Here is a 22,230-nt window from a genome sequence, read left to right on the forward strand (position 1 = left end):
CCCCGGGGTCACCGGGCCGGCGCGTACCGGACGGCCAGGCGGCGGCCGAGGCGCTGCATGGGCAGCTCAAGGTAGCGGTAGGACAGCCAGCTGGCCGGCAGGAGCAGGCCGAGGAAGGCCACGCCGACGCCGATCTGCGCGAGCGGCGGCGCCCCGCGCATCTCCCCGGCCACCCGCATGAAGACGAGCAGGATCGGCAGGTGCACCAGGTAGAGGGAGTAGCTGATCGCGCCGAGCCAGCTGAGGAAGGCCGGCACCCGGCGGGCCCGCCAGGCCATGGCGGCCGCGAAGGTGACGATCACCAGGCCGATGGTGAGGCTCCACACGGGCGGCCGCACCCACCACCAGCCGGCGTTGAGCGCCCAGAGCGGCGTCAGCGTCACGAGCAGGGCGGCGACGGCCACCGGCCACAGCGGCCCGTCGCCGCGCTCCCACCGGTGGATCGTCGTGCCGGCGAACATGACCGCGAGCACCGCCGCGGCGAACCAGGGCACGTTGCTGCACAAGAGCACCAGCGCCAGCGCCATGACGCCCAGCGCGCTCGCCCCCGCCTTACGGCCACGGCCGGAGACCACGCACGCCAGACCGATGACGAACACCGCGAACGACGCCCACGCCACCCACCGCCCCGACACCGGCGGCCCGGACAGGACCAGGCCCACGACGGCGCACGTCACCCCGAACAGCACCGGGATCAGCCCCCGGCCGTCCCGCACCCCGACGACGAACAGCGCGGCGGCGATCAGATAGAAGACCATCTCGTACGACAGCGTCCACATGGTGTTCAGCACGCCGCCCACGCCGACCACGTCGAGCAGCATCGTCGCGTGCGCGGCCACGGTCGAGGCGTCCCTGGCCACCTCCTGACGGATGGGGATCCACCACGCCATGGCCAGGACGACGCAACTGGCCGCGAGGTAGAGCGGGTACAGCCGGAAGAAGCGGCCGATCCAGAAGGCCCGCACGTCCCCGTGCCGCTCCAGCGAGGCCGGGATGATGTATCCGCTGACCAGGAAGAACACCAGAACGCCGTACACTCCCGCGTTGTACGACACGGGCCGCAGCCAGGGCATGGCCCAGGTGCTCAGATGCTCGCACACGACCGCGAGCGCGCCGATGCCCCGCAGCGCGTCCAGCCATGCAAGCCGGGAAGGCGCCGTATGGGTGGTTACGGCAGGAGTGGTCGCCATATGCCCCGACGATATCGGAGACATGACGCCATTCAGGTGCCCCGCAGTTCACGCACCAACTGCCTGGTCGACTGCGCCGGCTCCACGCCGAGCTCGGTGAGAGCCGCGGTCAGTCGTTGATACTCGGCCAGCACGGCGTGCGAGGAGCCGAGGGCCCCTTCGACCCGCATCCGCACGCAGTAGGCGGACTCACAGAACGGATCCCGGCTGATCGCGAACGACGCCGCCTTTTTGGCACGCTCCATAAAGCCCAGGGACAGCGCCAGCTGCGCCCCTTCGAGGGCCGCGTCGACGATCATCACTTCCAGCTCGTTACGGCGCTCTTCGGCCCACTCCAGCTCGCTCTCCGGAAGGTACGGTCCCTGGACGATCGACAGCGTGGACTCGATCCGGTCCAGCCTCTCCTCGCCCTGGAGCCCGTACGCCTCTCTGATCATGCGCTCGAAGCGCAGGTCGGTGCTGTCGACGTACAGGCCGTCGGCCCAGCAGACGTGGCCCAGTGCCGTCCTGGCCAGGTTCACGCCCGTCGCCTGGCGCAGCTTGTGCACCACCTGGCGGAAGTAGTTGCCGCCCCGGCGGGGGTCGGCGTCCGGGAACAGGCGCTCCTGGAGGCGGTGCCGTTCCACCCCCTCCGGGTGCAGCGCGAGGTAGGCGGCCAGCTCCAGCACCTTCGTACGGCGCGAGCAGCGTGGCACGCCGTCGACGATCAGGTCGAGCACCGGGCCGTGCGTGTGCACGTCGACGATGACCATGCGCTCGGAGGGCGTCGCCGGCTGCCGCTTGCGCGCCGCGGGCGGCCGTTGCCCGGCCAGTTGCCGCCAGCGGGTGCCGCTGACGTCGCTCTCGATCTGGCGGCGCAGCACCGCCGGCACGTCGTTGAGCGCGTTCTTCAGGACGAACAGGCAGCCGGTGGCGCTCGCGGTCTCGTAGGCCAGCTCGATGGCGGCCGACGCCGCCTCGGTGAAACCGAGCAGGGCCTCGGCCTCGGCCAGGTAGGTGGCCGCGAAGGGCAGCATCAGCGTGCGGCCGGCGGCCCGCATGCCCTCGGTCGCGGTGCGCAGCACCCGCGCGGCGTCCTCGGGCCGATCGATGCGCAGGTAGGCCAGCCCCTGGAAGGTCTGCCCCCATTCGACGTAGCAGCGGTTGCCGCTCGCGGCCGAGCGGCTGATCGCGTCGGCCAGGGTCATGCGGGCGTCGTCCACCTGACCGAGCGCGAGTTGCAGGGCGCCGACCACGACCTCGAAGCACGGCTCCCAGCCGAACCGGGTCTTACGGCTGTGCTCGACGGCGGCCTCGGCGGCCCACAGCGCCTTCTCGTGCTGCCCTTCGGCCCACAGCAGCCACGCGTCATGGAAGAACCACAGGTCGGTGTGCGCGCCGGACCTGATCGCCTCGGGCACCTCGTCGAGCAGTTCGCGGGCCAGCGCGAGCTCGCCCCGCCAGACCAGCGCGAGCAGCGGGTGCGGCGTGCGGTAGAACGAGCGTGGCGGCCAGTCGCCCTCGCTCGGCAGCATCCGCAGCATCTGGTCCAGCCGGCCCTGCACCAGCAGGCCCCACGTGTAGACGCGCTCGCTGTCGCCCCAGTCGAGGCCGGGCGGCGGGGCCACCGGCTCGCGACCGGCCACCGCCTCCAGCTCGTACCGTACGGCGTCCGCCCGGTAGTCGCCCTCGTAGTTGCGGATCAGTTCGAGTGCTTCGGCCGGGCGCCACTGCATGGCGTAACCGAGGAAGGCGACGCTGCCGGGGTCGGCCTTGGCGACGTCGCTCAGCGTCCCCTCCTGGTGCAGCCGGCGGATGAGCGCCTGGGCCTCCGGAATGCGGCGCACCCCGTACAGCGCGCGCAGGCGGGCGCCGAGGAGGATCGGGCGGGACTCGACCGCCTCCGGGCCGAAGGCGTCCAGCCAGCGCAGCAGCACCTGCCAGTCCGCCCGGGTGGCCAGCGCCGCGACGGCCCGCTCGGCCACGTCGGCGGCCTTGTCCAGCTCGCCCGCGTCGAGGTAGTTCTCGACGGCCTCCTCCGACATGCCGAGGTCTTCGAGCATGTGGGCGTACCGGCTCTGCAGCCTGGGCAGTTCGCTGGGCAGACGAGCCTGGAGTTGCTCGCGGAGGAACTGCCGGAACCGCGGGTGGTAGACGAGCGCGCGGTCCACCTTGGTCGCGGGCAGGTGGCGCGAGCCGAGCGACTGCCACAGCGCGTAACCCCGGTCGCCGCAGAGGGCGGCGGCGGCCCGTGCCGTGACGGTCGCCGGGATCGACGTGCGCAGCAGGAACTCCTGCTCGTCCTCGGGGAGGCGGGCCAGGATCTCGCGCGCGACGAAGGCGGCCAGCGAGTCCGGCCCGTTCTCCGGCTGCAGGCCGGGGACGATGTCGAAGGCGACGGCGGCGATCCAGCCCTGGGTGGCCGCCATGAGCGGCGCCGGGTCCCGGTCGCCCTGGCCGTGCGCGGCGAGCAGCGTGCGGGCCTCGCCCACGGTCAGCGCCAGGTCCTCGCCGCTCATCCGGCCGATCCGGCCCTGCAGCATCATCCGGCCGATCGGCCCGTCGAGGTCCTCGCGGCTCACGATGATCGTACGGACGCTCGGCGGCAGGTAGTCCAGGAAGACGCCCAGGACGGTGAGCGCCTCCTCCCCGCCCACCAGCCATTCGCAGTCGTCGACCACCAGCAGCAGGGACTGGTCGGCGATGCTCTCGGCGAGCATCGCGGCCACCTCCGCCGCCGGGAAGCCGCCCTCCAGCCAGTTGTTGACCATGGTGGGCGCTTCGGGGTTCACCTCGGAGAGGGCCTCGGCCAGATAGATCATCAGTCGCGACGCGCTGCGGTCGCCGACGTCGAGCGTCACCCAGGCCAGCGGCCAGCCGTAACGGGCCGCGAACATGCGGGTCTGCACCGTCTTGCCGGATCCCGCGGCGGCGAACACCGCGATGGTCTCGTGATCCTCCAGAAGAGCGGAGAACTGCTCATCCAATCGATCTCGGGCGATGGTCGCGCGCGGCAGTCCCGGAGGTAGCACTTTGTGGCTCAAGATCATGCATGCCTCTGTTCACCCAGGTAGAGCTTCACGGAGCCCCCACCGGGAGGTACAGCGGGGCCGCTGTTCAATCAATGAGGCACAGCGAGAGAAGTGTCAAGTGTTTCGCGTAAGTTAACGCTTATTTGAGCGTTAACATCTACTTTGATGATCTTTGGGGCATTGATACCACTATGCAAAGAGGCGTAGCCAGCCTGACCGCCAGGCATCACCGTCACCGCCCTTCCGGGGGTCTAACGACGGCGGTAACGCGGGCAAGGTGAAGTGATTCGCGGAGCGCACCCGTCTTTTCACAGCACGCGAACGGAGCCCCCGCCTTGTTCTCCTACTTCCCTGACAACTACATGTGGTCGTCGGCCTTCAACCTCGCCCTCATGGCGGGCGCGTCGATCGGCGAGATGAACCGTTGGCTGGCCCCGCTGCGCGAGGGCGAACCGGACTCCGCCGCATGGGGTGAAGCGTGGCGGGGCATGGCCGAACAGCAGGAAGAGCAGGCCGCGCAGGACCTCAAGGCCGGGCTGCACCGCAGCGCCGGCGCGCGCTACCTGCGCGCCTCGGTCTACCACGCCAGCGGCGAGCGGCAGATCCCGCCCGGACCGGAGAAGACCGCGAGCTACCAGGCCGCGCTGGACTCCTTCGCCAGGGCCGTCGAGCTGGTGCCGCTGAACGTGGAACGGATCGAGGTCCCCTCCCCCGACGGCATCCTGCCGGGCTACCTCATCCCGGCGCACACGCCGGAGCCCGCCCCCGTCGTCATCTTCTACGGCGGCTTCGACGTCACCAAGGAGATCCTGTACGGCTTCGTCGAGGAGGAGTTCGCCCGCCGGGGCATCACCTGCCTGGTGATGGACAGCCCCGGCGTGGGCGAGCCGCTGCGGCTGCGCGGCGTGCCGTCCCGCCCCGACTACGAGGTCCCGACCGGCGCCGTCATCGACTACCTCGAGACCCGCTCGGACGTGGACGCGGACCGGATCGGCGTCATGGGCATCAGCCTGGGCGGCTACTACGCCCCGCGCTCGGCGGCCTTCGAGCCCCGGATCAAGGCCTGCGCCGCCTGGGGCGGCATCTGGGACTGGGGCGCCACCTGGGAGAAGCGCTGGGGCACCCGGTCCAAGACGGTGTCGGTGCCGTGGTTCCAGCTCCCGTGGGTGATGGGCACCGACACGATGGAGGCCGGCCTGGAGCGGGTCAAGCAGTGGACGCTCGTGGACGTGCTGCCGAAGCTGACGCAGCCGCTGCTGATCGTGCACGGCGAGAACGACCGGCAGGTGGCGGTCGAGGACGCGCACAAGGCCTTCGCCGCCGCCGGCTCGGCGGACAAGCAGCTCCGGATCTTCACGGTGGCCGAAGGCGGCGCCGAGCACTGCCAGACCGACGAGCCCGACCCGGCCCGGCAGCTGATCGCCGACTGGTTCGGACAGCGTTTCGGCACCCTGCCCGCGCAGGGGAGCCCCGGGCGGAGGCAGCGTAATGATCACTGACACCGGCGAGGTCAGCACGCCGAAGCAGGTGACGATCGACGACGTGCACGCGCTGTGCGAGCGATACCGGACCTGGGGCAAGTGGGGTCCCGACGACCAGCTCGGCACGCTCAACTACATCGAGCCGGAGATGGTCGTCGCCGCGGCCGGCCTGGTCCGCCAGGGCAAGGTCATCTCCTGCGCGCTGCCGTACGACGGCGACGGGCCGCAGAACGGCTGGGGCGGGCGGGTCAATCCCCTGCACTTCATGCTGCAGGACGGCGGCGACGCGGTCATCGGCGCCCAGGACCACATGGCCAAGCTGCGCTACGCCGACGACGCCATCTACATGCCGCTGCAGTGCGGCACCCAGTGGGACGCGCTGTCGCACGTCTTCTACGAGGGCAAGATGTACAACGGCTACGGGCTGGAGCACGTCTCCAGCACCGGGGCCGAGAAGAACGCCATCCACCTGGCCACCGAGAAGGTGGTCGGCCGGGGCGTCCTGCTGGACATCCCCCGCCACCGGGGCGTGCCCTGGCTGGAGCCGGGGCAGGGCATCGACAGCGCCGAGCTGGCCGCCTGCGCCGCCGCGCAGGGCGTCACCGTCGGCCGCGGCGACTTCGTCCTGGTCCGCACCGGGCACATCGCCCTGTGCCGGGAGCGGGGCTCGTGGGGCACCTACGCGGCGGGCGACGCACCCGGGCTCAGCCTCGACTCGGCGCACTGGATCTGCGGGAACGAGATCGCCGGGGTCGCCACCGACACCTGGGGGATGGAGGTACGGCCCAACGAGCTCGACGCCATCTTCCAGCCGGTGCACATCGTGCTGCTCGTCAACGCCGGCCTGCTGATCGGGGAGATCTTCGACCTGGAGAAGCTGGCCCAGGACTGCGCCGACGACGGCGTCTACGAGTTCATGTTCGCGGCCGGGCCGCTGCCGTTCACCAAGGCCGTAGGCTCGCCCCTCAACCCGATGGCGATCAAGTGACCGGCTCCAAGGAGGTCGTCGGTGAACGTCGATGAGCTGAACCGGCTCCCCGTCGCGTGGGAGCCCGACCCCGCCGACTTCCCCGGCACCCCGCTGGGCCGGATGGCGGCGCGGCACGGCCTCACCACGTTCGACGAGGTCGCGGCCCGCGCCGCGACCGACCCGGAGTGGTTCTGGGCCGCCGCCGCCGACGACGTCGGGCTGCGCTGGCTGAAGCCGTACGACAAGGTGCTCGATCTGTCGGACGGCCCGCAGTTCCCGCACTTCTTCAAGGGCGGCGGGCTCAACTGGGCCGACTACGCGATCGACCGGTGGATCGAGCAGGGGCGCGAGGCCGACGAGGCCATCGTCTGGGAAGGCGACGACGGCTCGACGCGGACGGTCACGTACGGCGAGCTGAAGGAGCAGATCGACCTGGCCGCGGGCGCGTTCGTCGCCCGCGGCGTCGGGGTGGGCGACGTGGTCGCCCTGTATCTGCCGATGGTGCCGGAGGCCGTCGTGGTCATGCTGGCCGCGGCGAAGATCGGCGCCATCGTCGCGCCGTTCTTCAGCGGCTTCGGGCCGACGCCGGTGCGCGAGCGGCTGCTCGACTCCAAGGCCAAGCTGATGGTCACCGCCGACGGCTTCGAACGCCGCGGCAAGCTCGTGCCGATCAAGGAGACGGCCGACGAGGCCGCCGCCGACGCTCCCGACCTGCGCACCGTACTCGTCGTCCGCCGCCTGGGCCGGGACCTCACCCTGGTGGACGGCCGCGACGAGTGGTGGGACGAGGCGCTCGCCGTGGCCGAGCCGGTCACCGAGACGCCGGTCTTCGACGCCGAGACACCCTGCATCCTGCTCTACTCCTCCGGGAGCACCGGCCGGCCCAAGGGCTGCCTGCACACTCACTCGGGCCTGCCGTTCAAGTTCGCGCAGGAATCCCGGCACGGGTACGGCATGCAGCCGGGCGAGCGGCTGATGTGGCTCACCGACATGGGCTGGGTGATGGGCGCGTACGTCGTGTCGGCGGTGTTCGGCAACGGGGCCACGGCGGTGCTGTTCGAGGGCACCGCCGACTTCCCCACCCCGGATCGGCTGTGGTCGGTCGTCGAGCGGCACCGTGTGACGGTGCTCGGCGTCGCGCCCACGCTGATCCGCATCCTGGCCGGCTTCGGCGACCAGTGGCCCGACGCGCACGAGCTGCCGGACCTGCGGGTGATCGCCAGTACCGGCGAGCCGTGGAACGTCGAGCCGTGGTGGTGGTGCTTCCGCCATGTGGGCAAGGGGCGGCTGCCGCTGGTCAACATGAGCGGCGGGACCGAGTGCGGCGCCTCCATCGTGAGCGGCTCGGTGCACCGGCCGATCAAGCCCGCCGGGTTCTCCGGCACCACGCTGGGCATGGCGGCCGACATCTTCGACCCGGCCGGCCGGTCCCTGCGGGGCGCGGTGGGCGAGCTGGTCGTGCGCGGCCCGTGGCCGGGCATGACCCAGGGGCTGTGGGACGGGCCGGAGCGCTACCTGCGGACCTACTGGGATCGCTTTCCCGGCAACTGGTTGCAGGGCGACTTCGCCTACCTCGACGCCGACGGGCACTGGTTCCTGCTCGGCCGCTCCGACGACACGATCATGCTGGCCGGGAAACGGGTCGGGCCCGCCGAGATCGAGTCGTTGCTGGTCGACGACCCCGACGTGGTCGAGGCCGCGGCCGTGGGCGTCCCCGACACGGCCAAAGGCGAGGCGCTGGTCTGCTTCGTCGTGCTGATGGACGGCGCCGACCCGCAGGAGGCCCTGCCGCGCCTGGAGGCGTCCATCGTGGCCCGGGAGGGCAAGGCCACCCGGCCCAAGGCGGTGCACGCGGTGGCCGGGCTGCCGAAGACGCGCAACGGCAAGGTGCTGCGCCGGGTGGCCCGTGCCGTGTACATCGGGGCCGACCCCGGTGACGTGACCGCGCTGGAGAGCCCGGAACCGCTGGCCGACTTCCCCCGGCAGGAGGGCGCGGCGCCGGCCCCCTGACACCGCGCGCTCCCGAGCGGCCGTCGTCGCGCCACCCCGCGACACGGCCGCTTCTGCGTGATCGAAGAGGCGGGCAACGCCGCGGACCTCTCCGCGCCGTTGCCCGCTGTCGTCCGTTGCCCGCTGTCGTGCGTTGTCCGCTGTCGTGCGTTACTCCGCGACAGCGCCCGTTGCCGCGCGCTTCTCCGCGACGATCTCCTCCATCGCCGCCTCCAGCGTCCACCGGGTGCTGTAGCCGTAGTCCCGCCGGAACAGCGTGTCGTCGAAGTTCATCGGCCAGCGGTGGTCGGCGTCGCCGGCCTCGATCGACGCTCCGGGGATGAGCTTGCGGGCCACCTCCACCAGGTCGCCGACGCTGCGGTAGTCGCCGCGCACGTGGTAGACGGGGCTCGTCGGCTCGGGGCCCTGGCTCGCCCGGACGAACGCGTCCGCGGCGTCGTGGATGTAGACGAGGTTCATCATCGACCCGGCGCGGTACGCCGCCCGGCCGGGCTCGCCGGCGAGCGGCTTCGCGACCAGCTCGTCGATCAGCCGGCGGGCCACGCCGATCTCACAGGCGGCACCGTAGGCGAGGCCGATCCGGATCGAGGTGCTGACCACGCCGAGGGCGCGCCGGTAATGCTCGGCCATGGTCTCGCCGAAGACCTTGCTGGCCTCGTACACGTCGCCGGCCCGGATCCGGGCGTCCTCGGCGAGCGCGACCTCCGGATCGCTGTCGGCCGGGTTGAACAGGGCCGCGCTGCTGGCCAGCACCGTACGCGGCACCTCGAACAGCCGCGCCGCCTCCAGGACGTTGTAGGTGCCGACGATGTTCGACTGGATGCACTGCCCCCGCTGCGCCGCCGACCGGTCGTGCAGCTCGGCGGCCAGGTGGATGATCCGCTCGACCCGGTGCGTGCGCACCAGATCCGCGATGAGCGCGAAGTCCGTGACATCGCCCTGTACGTACGTCAGCGCGTCCGGAAGGCTCCCGGCGGGCGCGCGGTCGAGCGCGACCACCTGGTGCCCGTCACCCATGAGCTGCTTGACGACGTACGAGCCGATGAACCCGGCCGCGCCGGTAACCAGATAGGTCATGCCCAGTTCTCCTGATTCGCAAGATGTCCGGAAAGGTGTCGTCACCCGAAGCTCGGCCGGTACCCGGCGTCGACCTGCAGAATGGCGCCGGTGACCGAGCGCGCGCTGTCCGAGGCGAGGTAGGCGAAGGCGTCCGCGATCTCCTCGGGGGCGATCATCTGGCCGAGCGCCGTCTTCGCGGCGTACGTCTGCTCCAGGTCGTCGTGGTCCGCGCCCGCGGCCTCGAAGATCCCGGTACGCGTCGGCCCCGGCACCACGGCGTTGACCCGGATCCCCTCCCGGCCGTGCGCGACCGCCAGCGAGCGGGTCAGGTGCACCACCGCCGCCTTGGCCATGCCGTACGCCGGGAAGGTCGGGGTGGGCCAGAGGGCCGCCGCCGACGCCGTGTTGAGGATGACGCCGCCGCCCTGCGGCCGCATGTGCTCCAGGGCCGCGCGGCAGCCGTACCAGACGCCGGCGACGCAGACCTGCCACACCCGGTCGAGCGCCTCGTCGGCGCCGTCCTCGTGGATCGGCCCACCGGCGATGATGCCGGCGTTGTTCACCGCGATGTCGCATCTGCCGAAGCGGTCCATCGCCACCGCGAACGCCGCCGCCACCTCCTCGGCGCTGCGGACGTCCGTACGCTGGAACACCACCGTGCGGCCGGACGGGTCGAGCTCGGCGGCGACGCCGGCGGACTCCACCGACAGGTCGGCGAGCACCACCGAGGCGCCGTCGGCGACGAAGCGCCGGACCGTGGCGCGGCCGATGCCCGAGCCGCCACCCGTGACGACGGCCACCCGGCCGGCGAGGGGCGCCGTCATGACGCCGGGGTGGTGCGCAGGTGGGCGTCGAGGAACGACGCGGTCAGCTCCGCGGTCGTGTCGACGAGCGGGCCCATCGGGCCGCCATGGCCGCCGTGCGGCAGCAGGTGCAGCGCCTTGGGCTCGCCGGCGCGTACGTACATGCTGGTGGACTGCTCGGCGGGGATCACCGTGTCGTCGCTCGGGGTGATCAGGCAGAGCGCGCGGGGCGCGATCGCGGCCACCCATCGCTCGGGTGAGAAGTCCAGCGCCAGCCGGGCGTTCTCCAGCGGGTAGCCCTCCGGGTAGGTGGCGGCGATGAGCTCGGCCTCGGCGGCGGCCTCCGGGCTCGGCGGCAGCGGCATGAGCGTGGACAGGGGCACCCGCTCGCCCGCTCCCGTGCGTACCCGTGCCACCTCGTCCCGCGCGAGCCGGTCGAGGAAGCCGGGCCAGTTCTCGGGGCCGTGCAGGCCGCGCAGCCAGCGGCGGCCGTCGGCGAGGGGGACGAGGGCGACGCACGCCCTGAGGCGTTCGTCCGCCGCGGCGGCGGCCACCGCGATGCCGCCGCCGAAGCTGGCGCCGATCACCCCGAGGGCGGAGCCGTCGATGTCCGGCCGGCCGGCCAGGTAGGTGGCCGCGTTGGCGATGTCCCGCACCTGCTCGTGCGGGTCGCAGCGCAGCCGCGCGCCCTGGCTGCCGCCGAAACCGCGATGGTCGAGGGCGAGCACGGCGTATCCCCGCTGCGCCAGCCGGGCGGCCAGCGGCAGCACGCGGAAGTTGACCGCGCCGCTCCAGCCCTGGCCGGCGACGAGGGCGGGCAGCGGGCCGGTGCGCTCGCGCGGCGTCACCAGGACGCCGTGCAGGCGCAGGCCGTCGCTGTAGAAGTGGACGATCTCCGCGTCGGCCGCCGGGCCGCCGGGAAGATCGAGGTGTATCTCGTTGTCCGCCGACACGATCATCGTGACAGTGCTCCCTTGCGCGTGACAGTGCCGTTGGTGGCCTGCCGCTGCCACGTAACGCGCTCCCCCATTACCTGCCGCGTTACCCGGCGCCTCGCCGCTCCCGGGTGCGCCTGAGCGGCTGTAGTGGGCCCGGGAGAAAGGAGCCCGCCATGGGCAACGGACCGCTGCCGATCGCATCGGGCGAACTGATGAGCTACCTGCTGTCGTGCAAGAGCCTGCAGCTGGCCACACTGAACCCGGACGGCTCGCCGCACCTGGCCACCATGTGGTTCGGCGTGCTCGACGACGACATCGTGATGTGGACGCAACGGACGTCGGTGAAGGCGCGCAACATGGGGCACGACCCGCGCATCGCGTGCCTGGTGGAGTCCGGTGACGCGTACGCGAGCCTGAAGGGGGTGTCCATCACCGGCCGCGCGGAGTTCGTACAGGACGAGGAGGGACTGCTGCGCATCGGGGAGGCGATCATCTCGCGCAACTACTCCGACGCCGACCGGCCCGACTACCGGCAGATGGCGCTGTCGGGCGCGCGGGTCGGCATCGTGGTGCGCGCCGCCCACTGGGCGAGCTGGGACTTCGCCCGCACAGCGGCGGCAACCCGCTGAGCTGCGCGACCCCGCTGAGCGGGGGTCGTCAGCCGCTGAGCGGTGGCGCCTCAGGGCGCCGCCGCGAGGGCGGGGAGCAGGTCGCCGAGCAGCGCCGCCTCGTGCTGGGGCGACTCGTCCAGCGGGTGCAGGATCAGGTCGGTGACGCCGAGGCGGAGCAGCTCGGCCAGTTGCTCGGCGCAGGCCGCCACGTCGCCGTGCACGGTGACCTCGCGGCCGAGCTCGGCGCGGCCGTAGAAGTCGGTGAACCAGGCGTCGATCGCCCGCTCGGCACGGGGACGCCGCCCTTCGATCAGGACGTACACCCGTTTGGCGACGGCCAGCGACTCCCTGGTACGGCCTTCCGCCTCGGCGACCTCGTCCAGCCGGCCCACCAGCTCCGCGAACCGCTCGGTCGACTGCCGTCCGGCGGCGACCCACCCCGACCCGAGGCGCACCGCCCGGCGCAGGGCGGGGAGGGAGCCGCCGCCGATCCACAGCGGCGGCGGCGCGGCGGGCCGGGGGGAGGTCGTCACGCCGGTGAAGGGCCAGATCGGCCCGTCGTGGGCCACCTCGCGCTCCGTCCAGAGTCGCCGCACCACCGTGAGGAACTCGTCGAGCACCGCTCCCGGCCGCTCCTCGCCCAGCCGCATCGCGCCGAGCAGCCTGGAGTCGCCGGTGCCGACGCCGACGACGAGCCGGCCGCCACCGCTGAGCCGATCCAGCGTGCTCAGCTCCTTGGCGGCGGTGATCGGGTTGCGGCCGGGGGCGACGAGCACCGCGATGCCGAGCCCGACGCGCTTGGTGTGCGCGGCGGCGAAGCCGAGCAGGGCGATCGGCTCCGGCGTCGGCAGCCGGCCGGAGAGTTGGTCGAGGGTCCACAGCGAGTCGACGGGTGAGGCGTCGATACCGCGGAGCCAGGTGACGATGGCGCTCGGGCCGGCGTCCGCGGCGAAGCGCAGCGGCAGGTCAAGCCCGATCCGCGGGCGTACAGCGGACATGTGTGCCTCCTTGGGGAGGCTCAGGCTGACGCGCCGCCGTTACCCGCGACGTTACGAACCGTGCCCGTAACCCCGCGGTGAACGACGGCCGGTGAAGATCAGGATCGGATCAACCAGGAGGCACGAGGATGACAGTCGAGCGGTTCCCTGTCGAGGGTGGCCACATCATGATGTTCGCGCGGGCCATCGGCGACCCCAATCCCGCCTTTCACGGCGCGCTGACCGGCACCCCGGCGATCGCGCCGCCGACCTTCGTCTGGGCGGCGGACCATTACGACCCGGACAGCGCGGTCCGCCCGAAGCCGGACGAGCCCTGGATCGGGTCGGGCGGCGAGCCGTCCGGAGCCCCGATCGACGACCCGGGCGGCTTGGGCCTGCACGCCGAGCAGCGCTACGAGTACCACCGGCCGGTTCGCGAGGGCGACGTGCTCAGCACGGTGACGCGTCCCGGCCGGACCTGGGAGAAGGCGGGGCGCCGCGGCGGCACGCTCACCTTCGCCGAGGAGCTCACCGAGTACCGTGACCAGGACGGCGCGCTGGTCGTCACCGCGACGATGGTGATGGTGACCACCTCGAAGAGCGTCGGAGCGGGCGCGTGACCGCCGTCGAGGTCGGCGCGGTCAGGGAGCTGGTCGCGGTCCGCGACCTGACGCGGACGCGGATCGTCCAGTACGCGGGCGCCTCCGGCGACTTCAACCCGGTGCACACCGACGAACGATTCGCCGTGGAGGCCGCCGGCTACCCGTCGGTCTTCGCGCACGGCATGTTGACGATGGCGCTGGCCGGCCGGGTGCTCACCGACTGGTTCGGCCCCGAGGCGCTGCTGCGTTACGACGCGCGGTTCCGTACCCCGGTGTTCCCGGGTGCGACCCTCACCGTCCGGGCCCGCGTCGAGTCGCTGGCCGAGGACGGCACGGCCGCGGTCGCGCTGACCGTGACCGACCAGAACGACGCGATCGTGATGACGGGCAACGCGGTCGCGCACAGCTCGTAACACCTGTTCAACCAGCACCGGAGAGGACTGCCATGTCGGTAGGGAACGAGTTGGTCGACCGCGTCGGATTCGGCGGCGGCACCATGATCGCGCAAGGGTACGGCGCGGTGGACGAGGACTCCGCCCGGGGCGCCGTGTCCGCCGCCTACGAGGCGGGAGTGCGGTTCTTCGACACCGCGCACTTCTACGGCTCCGGCCGGTCCGAGGCGCTCGTCGGCGAGATGCTGGACGGCCGCCGTGACCAGGTCCGGCTGTGCACCAAGGGCGGGGTGCGCTACACCGACCCCACCGATCTGCTGAGCCTGGTCTGCGACTCGTCCTACAGCGCGCTGCGCGCCTTCATGGAGCAGTCGCTGGAGCGGCTGCGCACCGACTACGTCGACGTCTACCTGCTGCACCAGTTCGACCCCTCGCTGACGCCGGAGCAGCAGATGGAGAACCTGCAACGGCTCAAGGACGAGGGTCTCGCCCGCCACGTCGGCTTCTGCAACTTCGGCGCGGAGGCGAGCAGGCGGGCCCTGGCCACCGGCATCCCGTCCGCGGTCGAGTACAGCTTCAGCCTGCTCGACCACCGCTACCTGAACGAGCTCACCGACGCCGGGGAGCGCGGCGGGCTGCGCGTCACCTACGGCTCGTACGCGCACGGACTCCTGTCGGAGAACTTCGCCGAGGACCACGTGTTCGAGCCGGAGGACTGGCGGGGCCGGAGCCGGCTGGAGGGCCGTTCCGGGACGTCCGGGAACGTGTTCTTCGCCGGTGACGCGTTCGCCGCCAACGTCTCGATCGCCCGGCGGCTGCGTGAGCTCGCCGACTCCCTGGGGCTCTCGCTCGCCGCGTTCGTGCTGGCCCTGACCGTACGGCAGCCGCACTCGGACGTCGCGCTGGTCGGCTGCCGCAACGCGGACGAGGTGCGGGACGGCCTGAGCGGACTGACGGTGACCATCGACGACGAGCTGCTCGCCCGGGTGGACAAGATCATGGCTGCCGCGAACCGGCCGACCACGAATCTGCTCGGGCTGTCCTGACCGTCTCCGCCGGCAGGTCCCCGTGAGCATAACGCCCCTGGTAACGGGGTTCTCACAGGATCTGGGTCTGCCGGCGCTTCGCCGTCACGTTCCAGGTGACTCCGCTGCGGAGTCGGCGACACGAGAGGTTGAGATGCGAAACAGCAAACTCGGCATAGCCCTGTGCACGGCACTGCTGGTGGCGGGGTGCGCCTCCGGCGGCGGTGAAGAAGGCGGCTCCGCGGCCCAGGCAGGGCTGCCCGGCTCCATCAAGATCGGTGTTCCCCTGGACCTGAGCGGCGCGGCGGGGATCGCGGGCGTGGGGACGAGCGAACGGGACGGCGTCCGGCTCGCGGCCAAGGAGATCAACGACACCGGTTTCCTGGGCAGCTCGAAGATCGAGCTCGTGGAGATCGACACCAAGGCGGACAAGCAGGAGGCCGTCCAGGCGGTGCTCAAGCTGAACGCCGACAAGGTCGACGCGATCGTCGGCTTCACCCTCACCCCGTCCTTCCTCGCCGCCGCGCCCCAGCTGCAGCAGAGCGGCATCCCGACGATGACGGTCGGGCTCTCCTCCGGGGGAGTCACCGAGACCGGCGACTTCATGTTCCGCCTCTATCCGGACATGGCGAATGTGATGCCGCCCGCCGACAAGGAGTTCGCGGAGGCGTTCAGCGGGCTCAAGACCGCCGCCTACCTGTGGCAGGGCGACTCCGAGGCGGCCGCGAACGTCATGGGCAAGCGCAAGGGGGTGCTGGAGGGCCTCGGCATCACGACCGTGGGTGAGGAGACCTTCGTCGGCACCGACACCGACGTGCGGGCCCAGCTCACCAAGCTCAAGCAGGCCAAGCCGGACGTCCTGGTGACCATGCCGCTGCCCGGCATGATCAGCACGATCTACCTGCAGCTCGACGAGGTCGGCTTCGACGTCCCGGTGTTCGCCGCGCCGGACGCCAGCGACGCCGCCCTGGAGCAGGCGGGCAAGGCCATGCAGTGCTTCGTGTACGTGACCGCGTGGAACGGCCAGAGCGCCGAGGGCAACAACACGCACTTCCTCGACTACTGGCAGCAGAACGGCGAGAAGCGGTCCGCCACCGTGTTCGAGGCGGCCGGCTACGCGTCGATGTGGTCGGTGGCGCACGCGCTCAAGGCCGCCGGCACCACGGACAAGAAGGCGGTCCGGGACGCGCTGGCCGCACTCGACGGCATCGACTCGCCGTTCGGCAAGATCGGCTATACCGAGAACCGCGCCGCCAGCGTCAAGGGCACCAAGCTTCAGATCGTGGACAGCAAGATCACGCTGTTCGACCCGGAGAAGAGCCCCGACTGCAAGCGATAACCCCCTCGACCCGTCGCCCCGGCAAGCCGCCCCCTGGCCTGCCGGGGCGACGCCGTTTCCCCACGGAGGTACCTGTCATGACCATCGGCATAGATCACCTCATTCACGCCAACGTCGTCTGCGACGATTTCGACCGGTCGCTGGGCTTCTACACCCGCCTGCTCGGCGCCCGGGTGGTCGGGCAGGTCTTCGAGTTCGACGCCGGCGCGGACTTCAGGGCGATCCTGGGCGTCACGGGCCCGGTCCGGTGCCGGGCGGCCCGGCTCACCTGGAGCGACGACGACACCGCCACGTACATCGACCTGCTGCACTTCGTCGACGACGGCGGCGGGCCGGTGGCGCGCACCGCCAAGGACACCGGGCTGGCCCGGCTGGGACTGCGCGTGCGGGACATGACGGCCACGCTGGCCTGGATCGCCGAGCACGGGGTGACCGTGGTCGGCGGCCCCGTCACGCTCACCCCCATGCCGGGCGTACGGCGGCACGTGGTCACGATCCGTGACCCGGACGGGACGCTGCTGACCCTCATGGAGTTTCCGGAACTGCGTCGATAACGCCCGCGTCCGTCCCGTCCACGCACGTGAACGCAGGTAACGGCGGTGTTAACGAGGGGACGGGACCCTGTGTGGGCGTCGTCACACCGGTGACGGCCTGCCCGCCCCGGGGCTGCTAGTAGGGAGCGGAGGATGGTGTGCAGCAGACCATTAACGGCTTGGCCTTGGGAAGTACGTACGCGCTACTAGGCGTGGGCGTCACCCTGGTATGGGGTGTCCTCGGCATCCTCAACTTCGCGCACGCGCAGATTCTCACCTGGGGCAGCTTCGCCGCCCTGGTGGCGCTGCACCTGGGCGTTCCCGTGCCCCTCGCCATCTTGGTGGGCATGGTGGCGGCCGGCGTGCTGTCGGTTCTCGTGGACCTCCTGGTCCTGTCGCCACTGCGCGCCCGCAAGGCGCCGGAGTTCTCCTTCGTGGTCGCGACCATCGGGGTCTCGCTCGTGCTCGCCACGGTGCTGCGCTGGCGCACCGACGCGCAGATCGAGGCCTTTCCCCGCGCGGGCTTCCCCGTGGGCGCCTTCGAACTGGCCGGCCAGAACGTGCCACGGCTCCAGGTCGTCATGCTGATCATCGCCGTGGTGGCCATGGCGTTCCTGGGCTACTGGCTGAACCGGACGAAGTCCGGCCGCGCCGTGCGGGCCGTGGCCTACAACCGCGAGACCGCCGAGCTGCTGGGCGTGAACAGCCAGCTCGTCTTCTCCATCTGCTTCTTCGTCGCGGGCGCCCTGGCCGCCGTGGCGGGGATCTTCGTGGCCGCGTCGGCCGCGCAGGTGTCGTACTCATCCGGGGACGGCCTGCTCCTGGTCGCCTTCGCGGTCATCATCCTCGGCGGCATGGGCTCGGTGAAGGGCGCCATCATCGGCGGCCTGGTCCTCGGCGTCATCGAGGTCTACGCCACCGCGTACGTCTCCAGCGTGTTCCGGGAGATCATCGCCTTCGCCACCATCCTCGTGGTGCTGGTCGCGCGACCGTCAGGGTTCTTCGGGAAGAAGGAGGCCGCACGTGTTTGACTGGCTCGACCCGCTCCAGCACTTCCAACTGGACACCGCGCTCATTCTCACCCTGCTGGTCGCGAGCGTGCACGTCACGTTCCGGGTCGGCATCATGTCGCTGGCGCCGATGGGCTTCGCCGCGGTGGGCGGCTACACCGCCGCGCTCCTGGCGACGGAGGCCGAGCTCCCGTTCGTCGCGGGCGTCGCGGTCGCCACGCTGCTGGCGGGCGGGATCGGCGCGCTGTTCGCGCCGCCCGTGCTGCGGCTGCGCGGCATCTACATGGCGCTGGGCAGCCTGGCGCTCGCGCAGGCCATCGTCGTGCTGATCCGGATCAGCGACGTGACGAACGGCCCGAACGGCATCGCCGGCATCCCCTTGGAGGTGAAGACCGAGTATCTGGTTCTCGCGCTGATCGTCACCTTCGTCGTGCTGGAGCTCGGCCACCGCTCCCACTTCGGCCGGGCGGCCAAGGCGGTGCGGCTGGACGAGCGGACCGCCGAGGGCCTGGGCATCAACGTGTTCCGGGTCAGGTTCGTGAGCTTCACCGTGGCCGCCGCCCTGGCCGGGCTCGCCGGCGCGCTTGAGGCGCACCGCACCTCGGTGATCAGCCCCGACCAGTACGGCTTCGCCACCCTGGTCATCGTGTTCACCTACGTGCTGGTCGGCGGCAACGGCCACTGGGCGGGACCGGTCCTGGTCACCTGGGGGCTGACGATCATGCGCGACATGCTGGAGTTCGCGGGCTCCAACTGGGAGGACATCATCTACGGCGTGCTGCTCGTCCTGGTCCTGCTGGTCGCGCCCAACGGACTGTCCGATCGCTCGCTCTACCGCGGTATCCGGCGCCGACTACGAGAACGGAACCGGCCGGCCCCGGAGATCGACGAGCCCGCCGAGAAGGTGACGACCCCATGACCACATTGCTGGAGCTGTCCGAGGTCAGCAAACACTTCGGCGGCATGAGAGCCGTGGACGGCGTCTCGTTCGGCGTACAGGAAGGTGAGATCTACGGACTCATCGGCCCCAACGGCGCGGGCAAGACCACGGTGGTCAACCTCATCAGCGGCTATCTCACGCCGACCGCCGGCCGCATCAGCGTGGCCGGGACCGATGTGGTCAACGTGCGCCCGCACCGGCTGGCGGCCGCCGGCGTCGCCCGCACCTACCAGAACCTGCAGCTCTTCGACGAGAGCACCGTGCTGGAGAACGTCCTCATCGGCCGGCACCTGTCCTTCCGGGGTCGCCGCTGGCAGATGGGCCGGGTGCGCAGGAGGGAGGAGGCCGAGCAGCACGAGGTGGCCAGGCGGCTGATCGACCGCGTCGGGCTCACCGACGTGATCGACGTCGACGTCACCGAGCTCTCCTACGGCATGCGGCGGCGGGTCGAGATCGCCAGGGCGATGGCCACCGAGCCCAAGCTCCTGCTGCTCGACGAGCCGACCGCCGGGATGACCAGGACCGAGTCCGACGACATCGGCGAGCTCATCCGCGCGGTCAACGCCGAAGGCGTGACCGTGCTGCTCGTCGACCACAACGTCCGGCTCGTCACCGAGGTCTGCCACCGCGTGATCGTGCTCGACTGGGGCAAGGTCCTCACCGTGGCCGGACCGACCGAGGTGTGGCAGGACGAGCGGGTCAAGACGGCCTATCTCGGCACCAACAAGCGGCTTCGATCGGAGGCATCAGATGCTGGAAGTTGAGTCTCTGGTCGCCAGATACGGCGCGGTGGAAGCGCTGCACGGCGTCAGCCTGGAGGTCGGCTCGGGCGAGGCGGTGGCCGTCGTCGGACCGAACGGCGCCGGCAAGACGACCCTGTTGCGGACCATCTCCGGCCTGGTGCGCTCGGCGAGCGGATCGGTGCGGATCGACGGCCGGACGGTCGGGCGGACGGCGGCCCACCGGGTGGCCCGGCTGGGCGTCAGCCACGTCCCCGAGGGCCGGGCGATCCTGTCGCCCCTCACCGTGAAGGACAACCTGCTCATGGGCGGCTACCGGCTGCCCGGCGCCGAGATCCCGGGCCGGATGGAGGAGATGATCGAGCTGTTCCCGGTGCTGGGCCGGCGGCTGGACTCCCTCGGCGGGGTGCTCTCCGGCGGCGAGCAGCAGATGCTGGCGATCGCGCGCGGGCTGATGGCCCGGCCGCGCCTGCTCATGATCGACGAACCGTCGATGGGGCTGGCCCCGCGCATCGTCGGCGACGTGCTGGACGCGCTGCACCGCGTGGTCGCCACCGGCACCGCCGTGCTGGTCTCGGAGCAGAACGCCGGACTGGCGCTCGAAGTGGCCGACCGGGCCTACGTCATGGTCGTCGGCAACGTCGTCGCCTCCGGCCGCAGCGAGGAGCTCGAAGGCAACCTGCTAGAGACCTATCTGGCATGACGGCACGGATGTGGGTCGACCTCGGGGCGGAGATCCCGATGCGCGACGGCACGGTGCTCCGCGCCGACGTGTACCGGGCCGAAGGCGATCACCCGCTCCCCGTGCTGGTGCACCAGCCCTACCAGGGCAGGAGGGCCAAGGAGAGTCTGGCGGTGCTCGTCAACCCGGTCACCGCCTTCGACCGCGGCTACGCGACCGTCCTGGTCGACGCGCGGGGCACGGGCGGGTCGGACGGAGCGTGGCAGCCGTTCGCCGGTCAGGACGCGGACGGGTACGACACCGTGGAATGGTGCGCGGCGCAGCCGTGGTGCGACGGCGGCGTCGGCGTGTACGGCAGCTCGGGCATGGGGGTGACGGCGCTGCGCACCGCCATCGCGGCGCCGCCGCATCTCCGGGCGGCGATGCTCGCGTTCACCGGCGGGACCTACCACGACGGCTGGGCGTACACGAGTGGTGTGCTGGAGTTGTCGTGGGCGCAGTGGTGGGCCCGCGTCATGGGCGCGGGGCGGCTCGCCCGGATGCCCGCGGGCGCCGAGCGGGACGCCCTCGCTGAGCGGCTCGACCGCGCCCGCGACCTGTGGCCCTCGGTGCGCCGGCTGCCGCTGGCCGGCGGGCCGGTGCCGGCCGAGCTGGCCCCGTGGTACCACGACTGGCTGGACCACCACGGCTACGACGGCTACTGGGCGTCGGTCGACTCCGCCGCACAGGCTCACCGGATCAGGGTGCCGGTGCTGCAGGTCGGTGGCTACCACGACCCGTTCATGCCGGGTCAGCTCGCCGTCGGCCACGCGCTGACGTCACACCCCGACCCGTTCGTACGGGAGAACAGCCGCAGTGTGCTGGGACCGTGGACGCACTCGTCGTACATGAGCAACGCCACCACGTTCACCGGCTCGCGTAACTGGGGACCGGCCGCCGACAGCAGCTGGCGGACGATGACCCCGCTCCTGCTGGACTGGTTCGACCGGTGGATGAAGGAACCCGGCGAGCGGCCGGCCGCCGAGCCGCGGGTGCGCTACTTCGTCATGGGCGAAGGGGCCTGGCGTACCTCGGACACCTGGCCGCCGCCGGCCACGCCCCTCACGCTCTACCTGCGCGGCGGCGGGGCGGCCAACGGCGCGTCCGGCGACGGCGTGCTGAGCACGGTCGACCCGGCGCCGGACGAGCCGGGCGACAGCTTCCGGTACGACCCGCTCGACCCGGTGCCGACCCGCGGCGGCGCCACTCTCGCGCCGGTGGAGCTGGGCGGCGAGGGCATCCAGGACCAGACGCCGATCGAGGAGCGCCACGACGTCCTCGTCTACACCTCGCCGGTGCTGTCCGCGCCGGTCCTGGTCGCCGGGCGGGTCACGCTGACGCTGTACGCGGCCAGCAGCGCCGTGGACACGGACTTCACCGCCAAGCTCGTCGACGTCGAGCCCGGCGGCTTCCGCGCCAACATCTCCGAGGGCATCGTGCGCGCCCGGCACCGTGCCGGGTTCGACCATGACGAGCTCATCGAGCCGGGGCGGGTGTACGAGCTGACCGTCCGCCTGTTCGACGTGGCGCACTCGTTCGGCGCCGGGCACCGGATCCGGCTGGAGGTGTCGAGCTCGAACTTCCCGCGGTTCGCCCGCAACCTGAACAGCGCGGTCCACCCGCACGCAGCCGGCCCCGACGACGTCGTGGTGGCCGTCCAGCAGATCTTCCACAACAGCGCCCACCCGTCACACCTGGCGCTGCCGGTCCTCCCGGCGGCTCAGCCGGACTGACGGGGGTCTCCGGCCGAGCCGGACCAGCGGCACTTCTCCGGCCCGGCCGGCACCCGCTGGCCGGCCGGCCCAGCGGGCGCCGGCCGGGCCGGCCGGGGTCGGCCGACCCCGGCCGGCCCGGCCCGCCGTCACTCCCGCAGTGGGC

20 protein-coding genes are annotated in these 22,230 nt (G+C 71.6%); 14 read left to right on the forward strand and 6 right to left on the reverse strand.

The genetic code is table 11. The features are described 5' to 3' along the window. Positions 1-8: 8 nt before the first annotated feature. Positions 9-1,190 (reverse strand): acyltransferase family protein, encoded by a 1,182-nt coding sequence (locus OHA68_RS10370; protein ID WP_327107420.1) that lies wholly within the window; start codon positions 1,188-1,190, stop codon positions 9-11. A gap of 32 nt (positions 1,191-1,222) precedes the next feature. Next, positions 1,223-4,156, reverse strand: a complete 2,934-nt coding sequence (locus OHA68_RS10375) for a BTAD domain-containing putative transcriptional regulator (RefSeq protein WP_327107421.1) — start codon at positions 4,154-4,156, stop codon at positions 1,223-1,225. A gap of 380 nt (positions 4,157-4,536) precedes the next feature. Between OHA68_RS10375 and OHA68_RS10380 the strand changes: the two genes are divergently transcribed. Genes OHA68_RS10380 through OHA68_RS10390 form a run of 3 tightly spaced genes read left to right on the forward strand, consistent with a single transcriptional unit; the run spans position 4,537 to position 8,662 of the window. Then, positions 4,537-5,700 carry an alpha/beta hydrolase family protein gene (locus tag OHA68_RS10380; protein WP_327107422.1) on the forward strand — a complete coding sequence of 388 codons (1,164 nt, stop codon included), beginning with the start codon at positions 4,537-4,539 and terminating at the stop codon, positions 5,698-5,700. Continuing rightward, the gene (locus OHA68_RS10385; protein ID WP_327107423.1) at positions 5,690-6,670 is read left to right on the forward strand and encodes a cyclase family protein; all 981 of its coding nucleotides are present in this window, start codon (positions 5,690-5,692) and stop codon (positions 6,668-6,670) included. Before OHA68_RS10380 ends, OHA68_RS10385 begins: the two co-directional genes overlap by 11 nt. Positions 6,671-6,691: 21 nt before the next feature. Then, the gene (locus OHA68_RS10390) at positions 6,692-8,662 is read left to right on the forward strand and encodes an AMP-binding protein (RefSeq protein WP_327107424.1); all 1,971 of its coding nucleotides are present in this window, start codon (positions 6,692-6,694) and stop codon (positions 8,660-8,662) included. A 150-nt stretch (positions 8,663-8,812) separates the two neighbouring features. On the opposite strand, the gene OHA68_RS10395 is transcribed toward OHA68_RS10390, so the two are convergent. Genes OHA68_RS10395 through OHA68_RS10405 form a run of 3 tightly spaced genes read right to left on the reverse strand, consistent with a single transcriptional unit; the run spans position 8,813 to position 11,483 of the window. After that, positions 8,813-9,739 carry an NAD-dependent epimerase/dehydratase family protein gene (locus OHA68_RS10395; RefSeq protein WP_327107425.1) on the reverse strand — a complete coding sequence of 309 codons (927 nt, stop codon included), beginning with the start codon at positions 9,737-9,739 and terminating at the stop codon, positions 8,813-8,815. 41 nt (positions 9,740-9,780) lie between these two features. Continuing rightward, positions 9,781-10,545: an SDR family NAD(P)-dependent oxidoreductase gene (locus tag OHA68_RS10400; protein ID WP_327107426.1), complete on the reverse strand. Its 765-nt coding sequence runs from the start codon at positions 10,543-10,545 to the stop codon at positions 9,781-9,783. Further along, positions 10,542-11,483 (reverse strand): alpha/beta hydrolase, encoded by a 942-nt coding sequence (locus OHA68_RS10405; RefSeq protein WP_327107427.1) that lies wholly within the window; start codon positions 11,481-11,483, stop codon positions 10,542-10,544. The genes OHA68_RS10400 and OHA68_RS10405 overlap by 4 nt, the downstream gene beginning before the upstream one ends. A gap of 152 nt (positions 11,484-11,635) precedes the next feature. On the opposite strand from OHA68_RS10405, the gene OHA68_RS10410 reads away from it, so the two are divergent. Further along, positions 11,636-12,091 (forward strand): TIGR03618 family F420-dependent PPOX class oxidoreductase, encoded by a 456-nt coding sequence (locus OHA68_RS10410; RefSeq protein ID WP_327107428.1) that lies wholly within the window; start codon positions 11,636-11,638, stop codon positions 12,089-12,091. 50 nt (positions 12,092-12,141) lie between these two features. Here the strand turns inward: OHA68_RS10410 and OHA68_RS10415 are convergent, their stop codons facing one another. Then, entirely contained in the window at positions 12,142-13,071 is a 930-nt protein-coding gene (locus OHA68_RS10415) for an LLM class flavin-dependent oxidoreductase (RefSeq protein WP_327107429.1), read from the reverse strand. A 128-nt stretch (positions 13,072-13,199) separates the two neighbouring features. Here OHA68_RS10415 and OHA68_RS10420 point away from each other — a divergent pair, with 128 nt between their 5' ends. The 10 genes from OHA68_RS10420 to OHA68_RS10465 all read left to right on the forward strand — a co-directional run bounded on the left by OHA68_RS10420 (position 13,200) and on the right by OHA68_RS10465 (position 22,085). After that, the gene (locus OHA68_RS10420; protein WP_327107430.1) at positions 13,200-13,670 is read left to right on the forward strand and encodes an FAS1-like dehydratase domain-containing protein; all 471 of its coding nucleotides are present in this window, start codon (positions 13,200-13,202) and stop codon (positions 13,668-13,670) included. Next, entirely contained in the window at positions 13,667-14,065 is a 399-nt protein-coding gene (locus tag OHA68_RS10425) for a MaoC/PaaZ C-terminal domain-containing protein (RefSeq protein ID WP_327107431.1), read from the forward strand. The genes OHA68_RS10420 and OHA68_RS10425 overlap by 4 nt, the downstream gene beginning before the upstream one ends. Positions 14,066-14,097: 32 nt before the next feature. Further along, on the forward strand, positions 14,098-15,090 hold the full coding sequence (locus tag OHA68_RS10430; protein WP_327107432.1) for an aldo/keto reductase: 993 nt from the start codon (positions 14,098-14,100) through the stop codon (positions 15,088-15,090). A gap of 133 nt (positions 15,091-15,223) precedes the next feature. Continuing rightward, positions 15,224-16,408: an ABC transporter substrate-binding protein gene (locus OHA68_RS10435; protein ID WP_327107433.1), complete on the forward strand. Its 1,185-nt coding sequence runs from the start codon at positions 15,224-15,226 to the stop codon at positions 16,406-16,408. Positions 16,409-16,485: 77 nt separating this feature from the next. Beyond that, the gene (locus tag OHA68_RS10440; RefSeq protein ID WP_327107434.1) at positions 16,486-16,962 is read left to right on the forward strand and encodes a VOC family protein; all 477 of its coding nucleotides are present in this window, start codon (positions 16,486-16,488) and stop codon (positions 16,960-16,962) included. A gap of 158 nt (positions 16,963-17,120) precedes the next feature. Next, positions 17,121-17,972, forward strand: coding sequence for a branched-chain amino acid ABC transporter permease (locus OHA68_RS10445; protein WP_327107435.1), 852 nt, complete (start codon positions 17,121-17,123; stop codon positions 17,970-17,972). Beyond that, on the forward strand, positions 17,965-18,870 hold the full coding sequence (locus tag OHA68_RS10450) for a branched-chain amino acid ABC transporter permease (RefSeq protein WP_327107436.1): 906 nt from the start codon (positions 17,965-17,967) through the stop codon (positions 18,868-18,870). The genes OHA68_RS10445 and OHA68_RS10450 overlap by 8 nt, the downstream gene beginning before the upstream one ends. After that, a complete protein-coding gene (locus OHA68_RS10455) occupies positions 18,867-19,655 on the forward strand; it encodes an ABC transporter ATP-binding protein (RefSeq protein ID WP_327107437.1) in 789 nt (262 codons plus the stop codon). Before OHA68_RS10450 ends, OHA68_RS10455 begins: the two co-directional genes overlap by 4 nt. Then, positions 19,642-20,334, forward strand: a complete 693-nt coding sequence (locus OHA68_RS10460; RefSeq protein ID WP_327107438.1) for an ABC transporter ATP-binding protein — start codon at positions 19,642-19,644, stop codon at positions 20,332-20,334. Before OHA68_RS10455 ends, OHA68_RS10460 begins: the two co-directional genes overlap by 14 nt. Beyond that, positions 20,331-22,085: a CocE/NonD family hydrolase gene (locus tag OHA68_RS10465; protein WP_327107439.1), complete on the forward strand. Its 1,755-nt coding sequence runs from the start codon at positions 20,331-20,333 to the stop codon at positions 22,083-22,085. Before OHA68_RS10460 ends, OHA68_RS10465 begins: the two co-directional genes overlap by 4 nt. The last annotated feature ends 145 nt before the right edge of the window (positions 22,086-22,230 follow it).

The organism is Nonomuraea glycinis, assembly GCF_035920485.1.
In the GTDB taxonomy this organism is placed as follows: Bacteria; Actinomycetota; Actinomycetes; order Streptosporangiales; family Streptosporangiaceae; genus Nonomuraea; species Nonomuraea glycinis.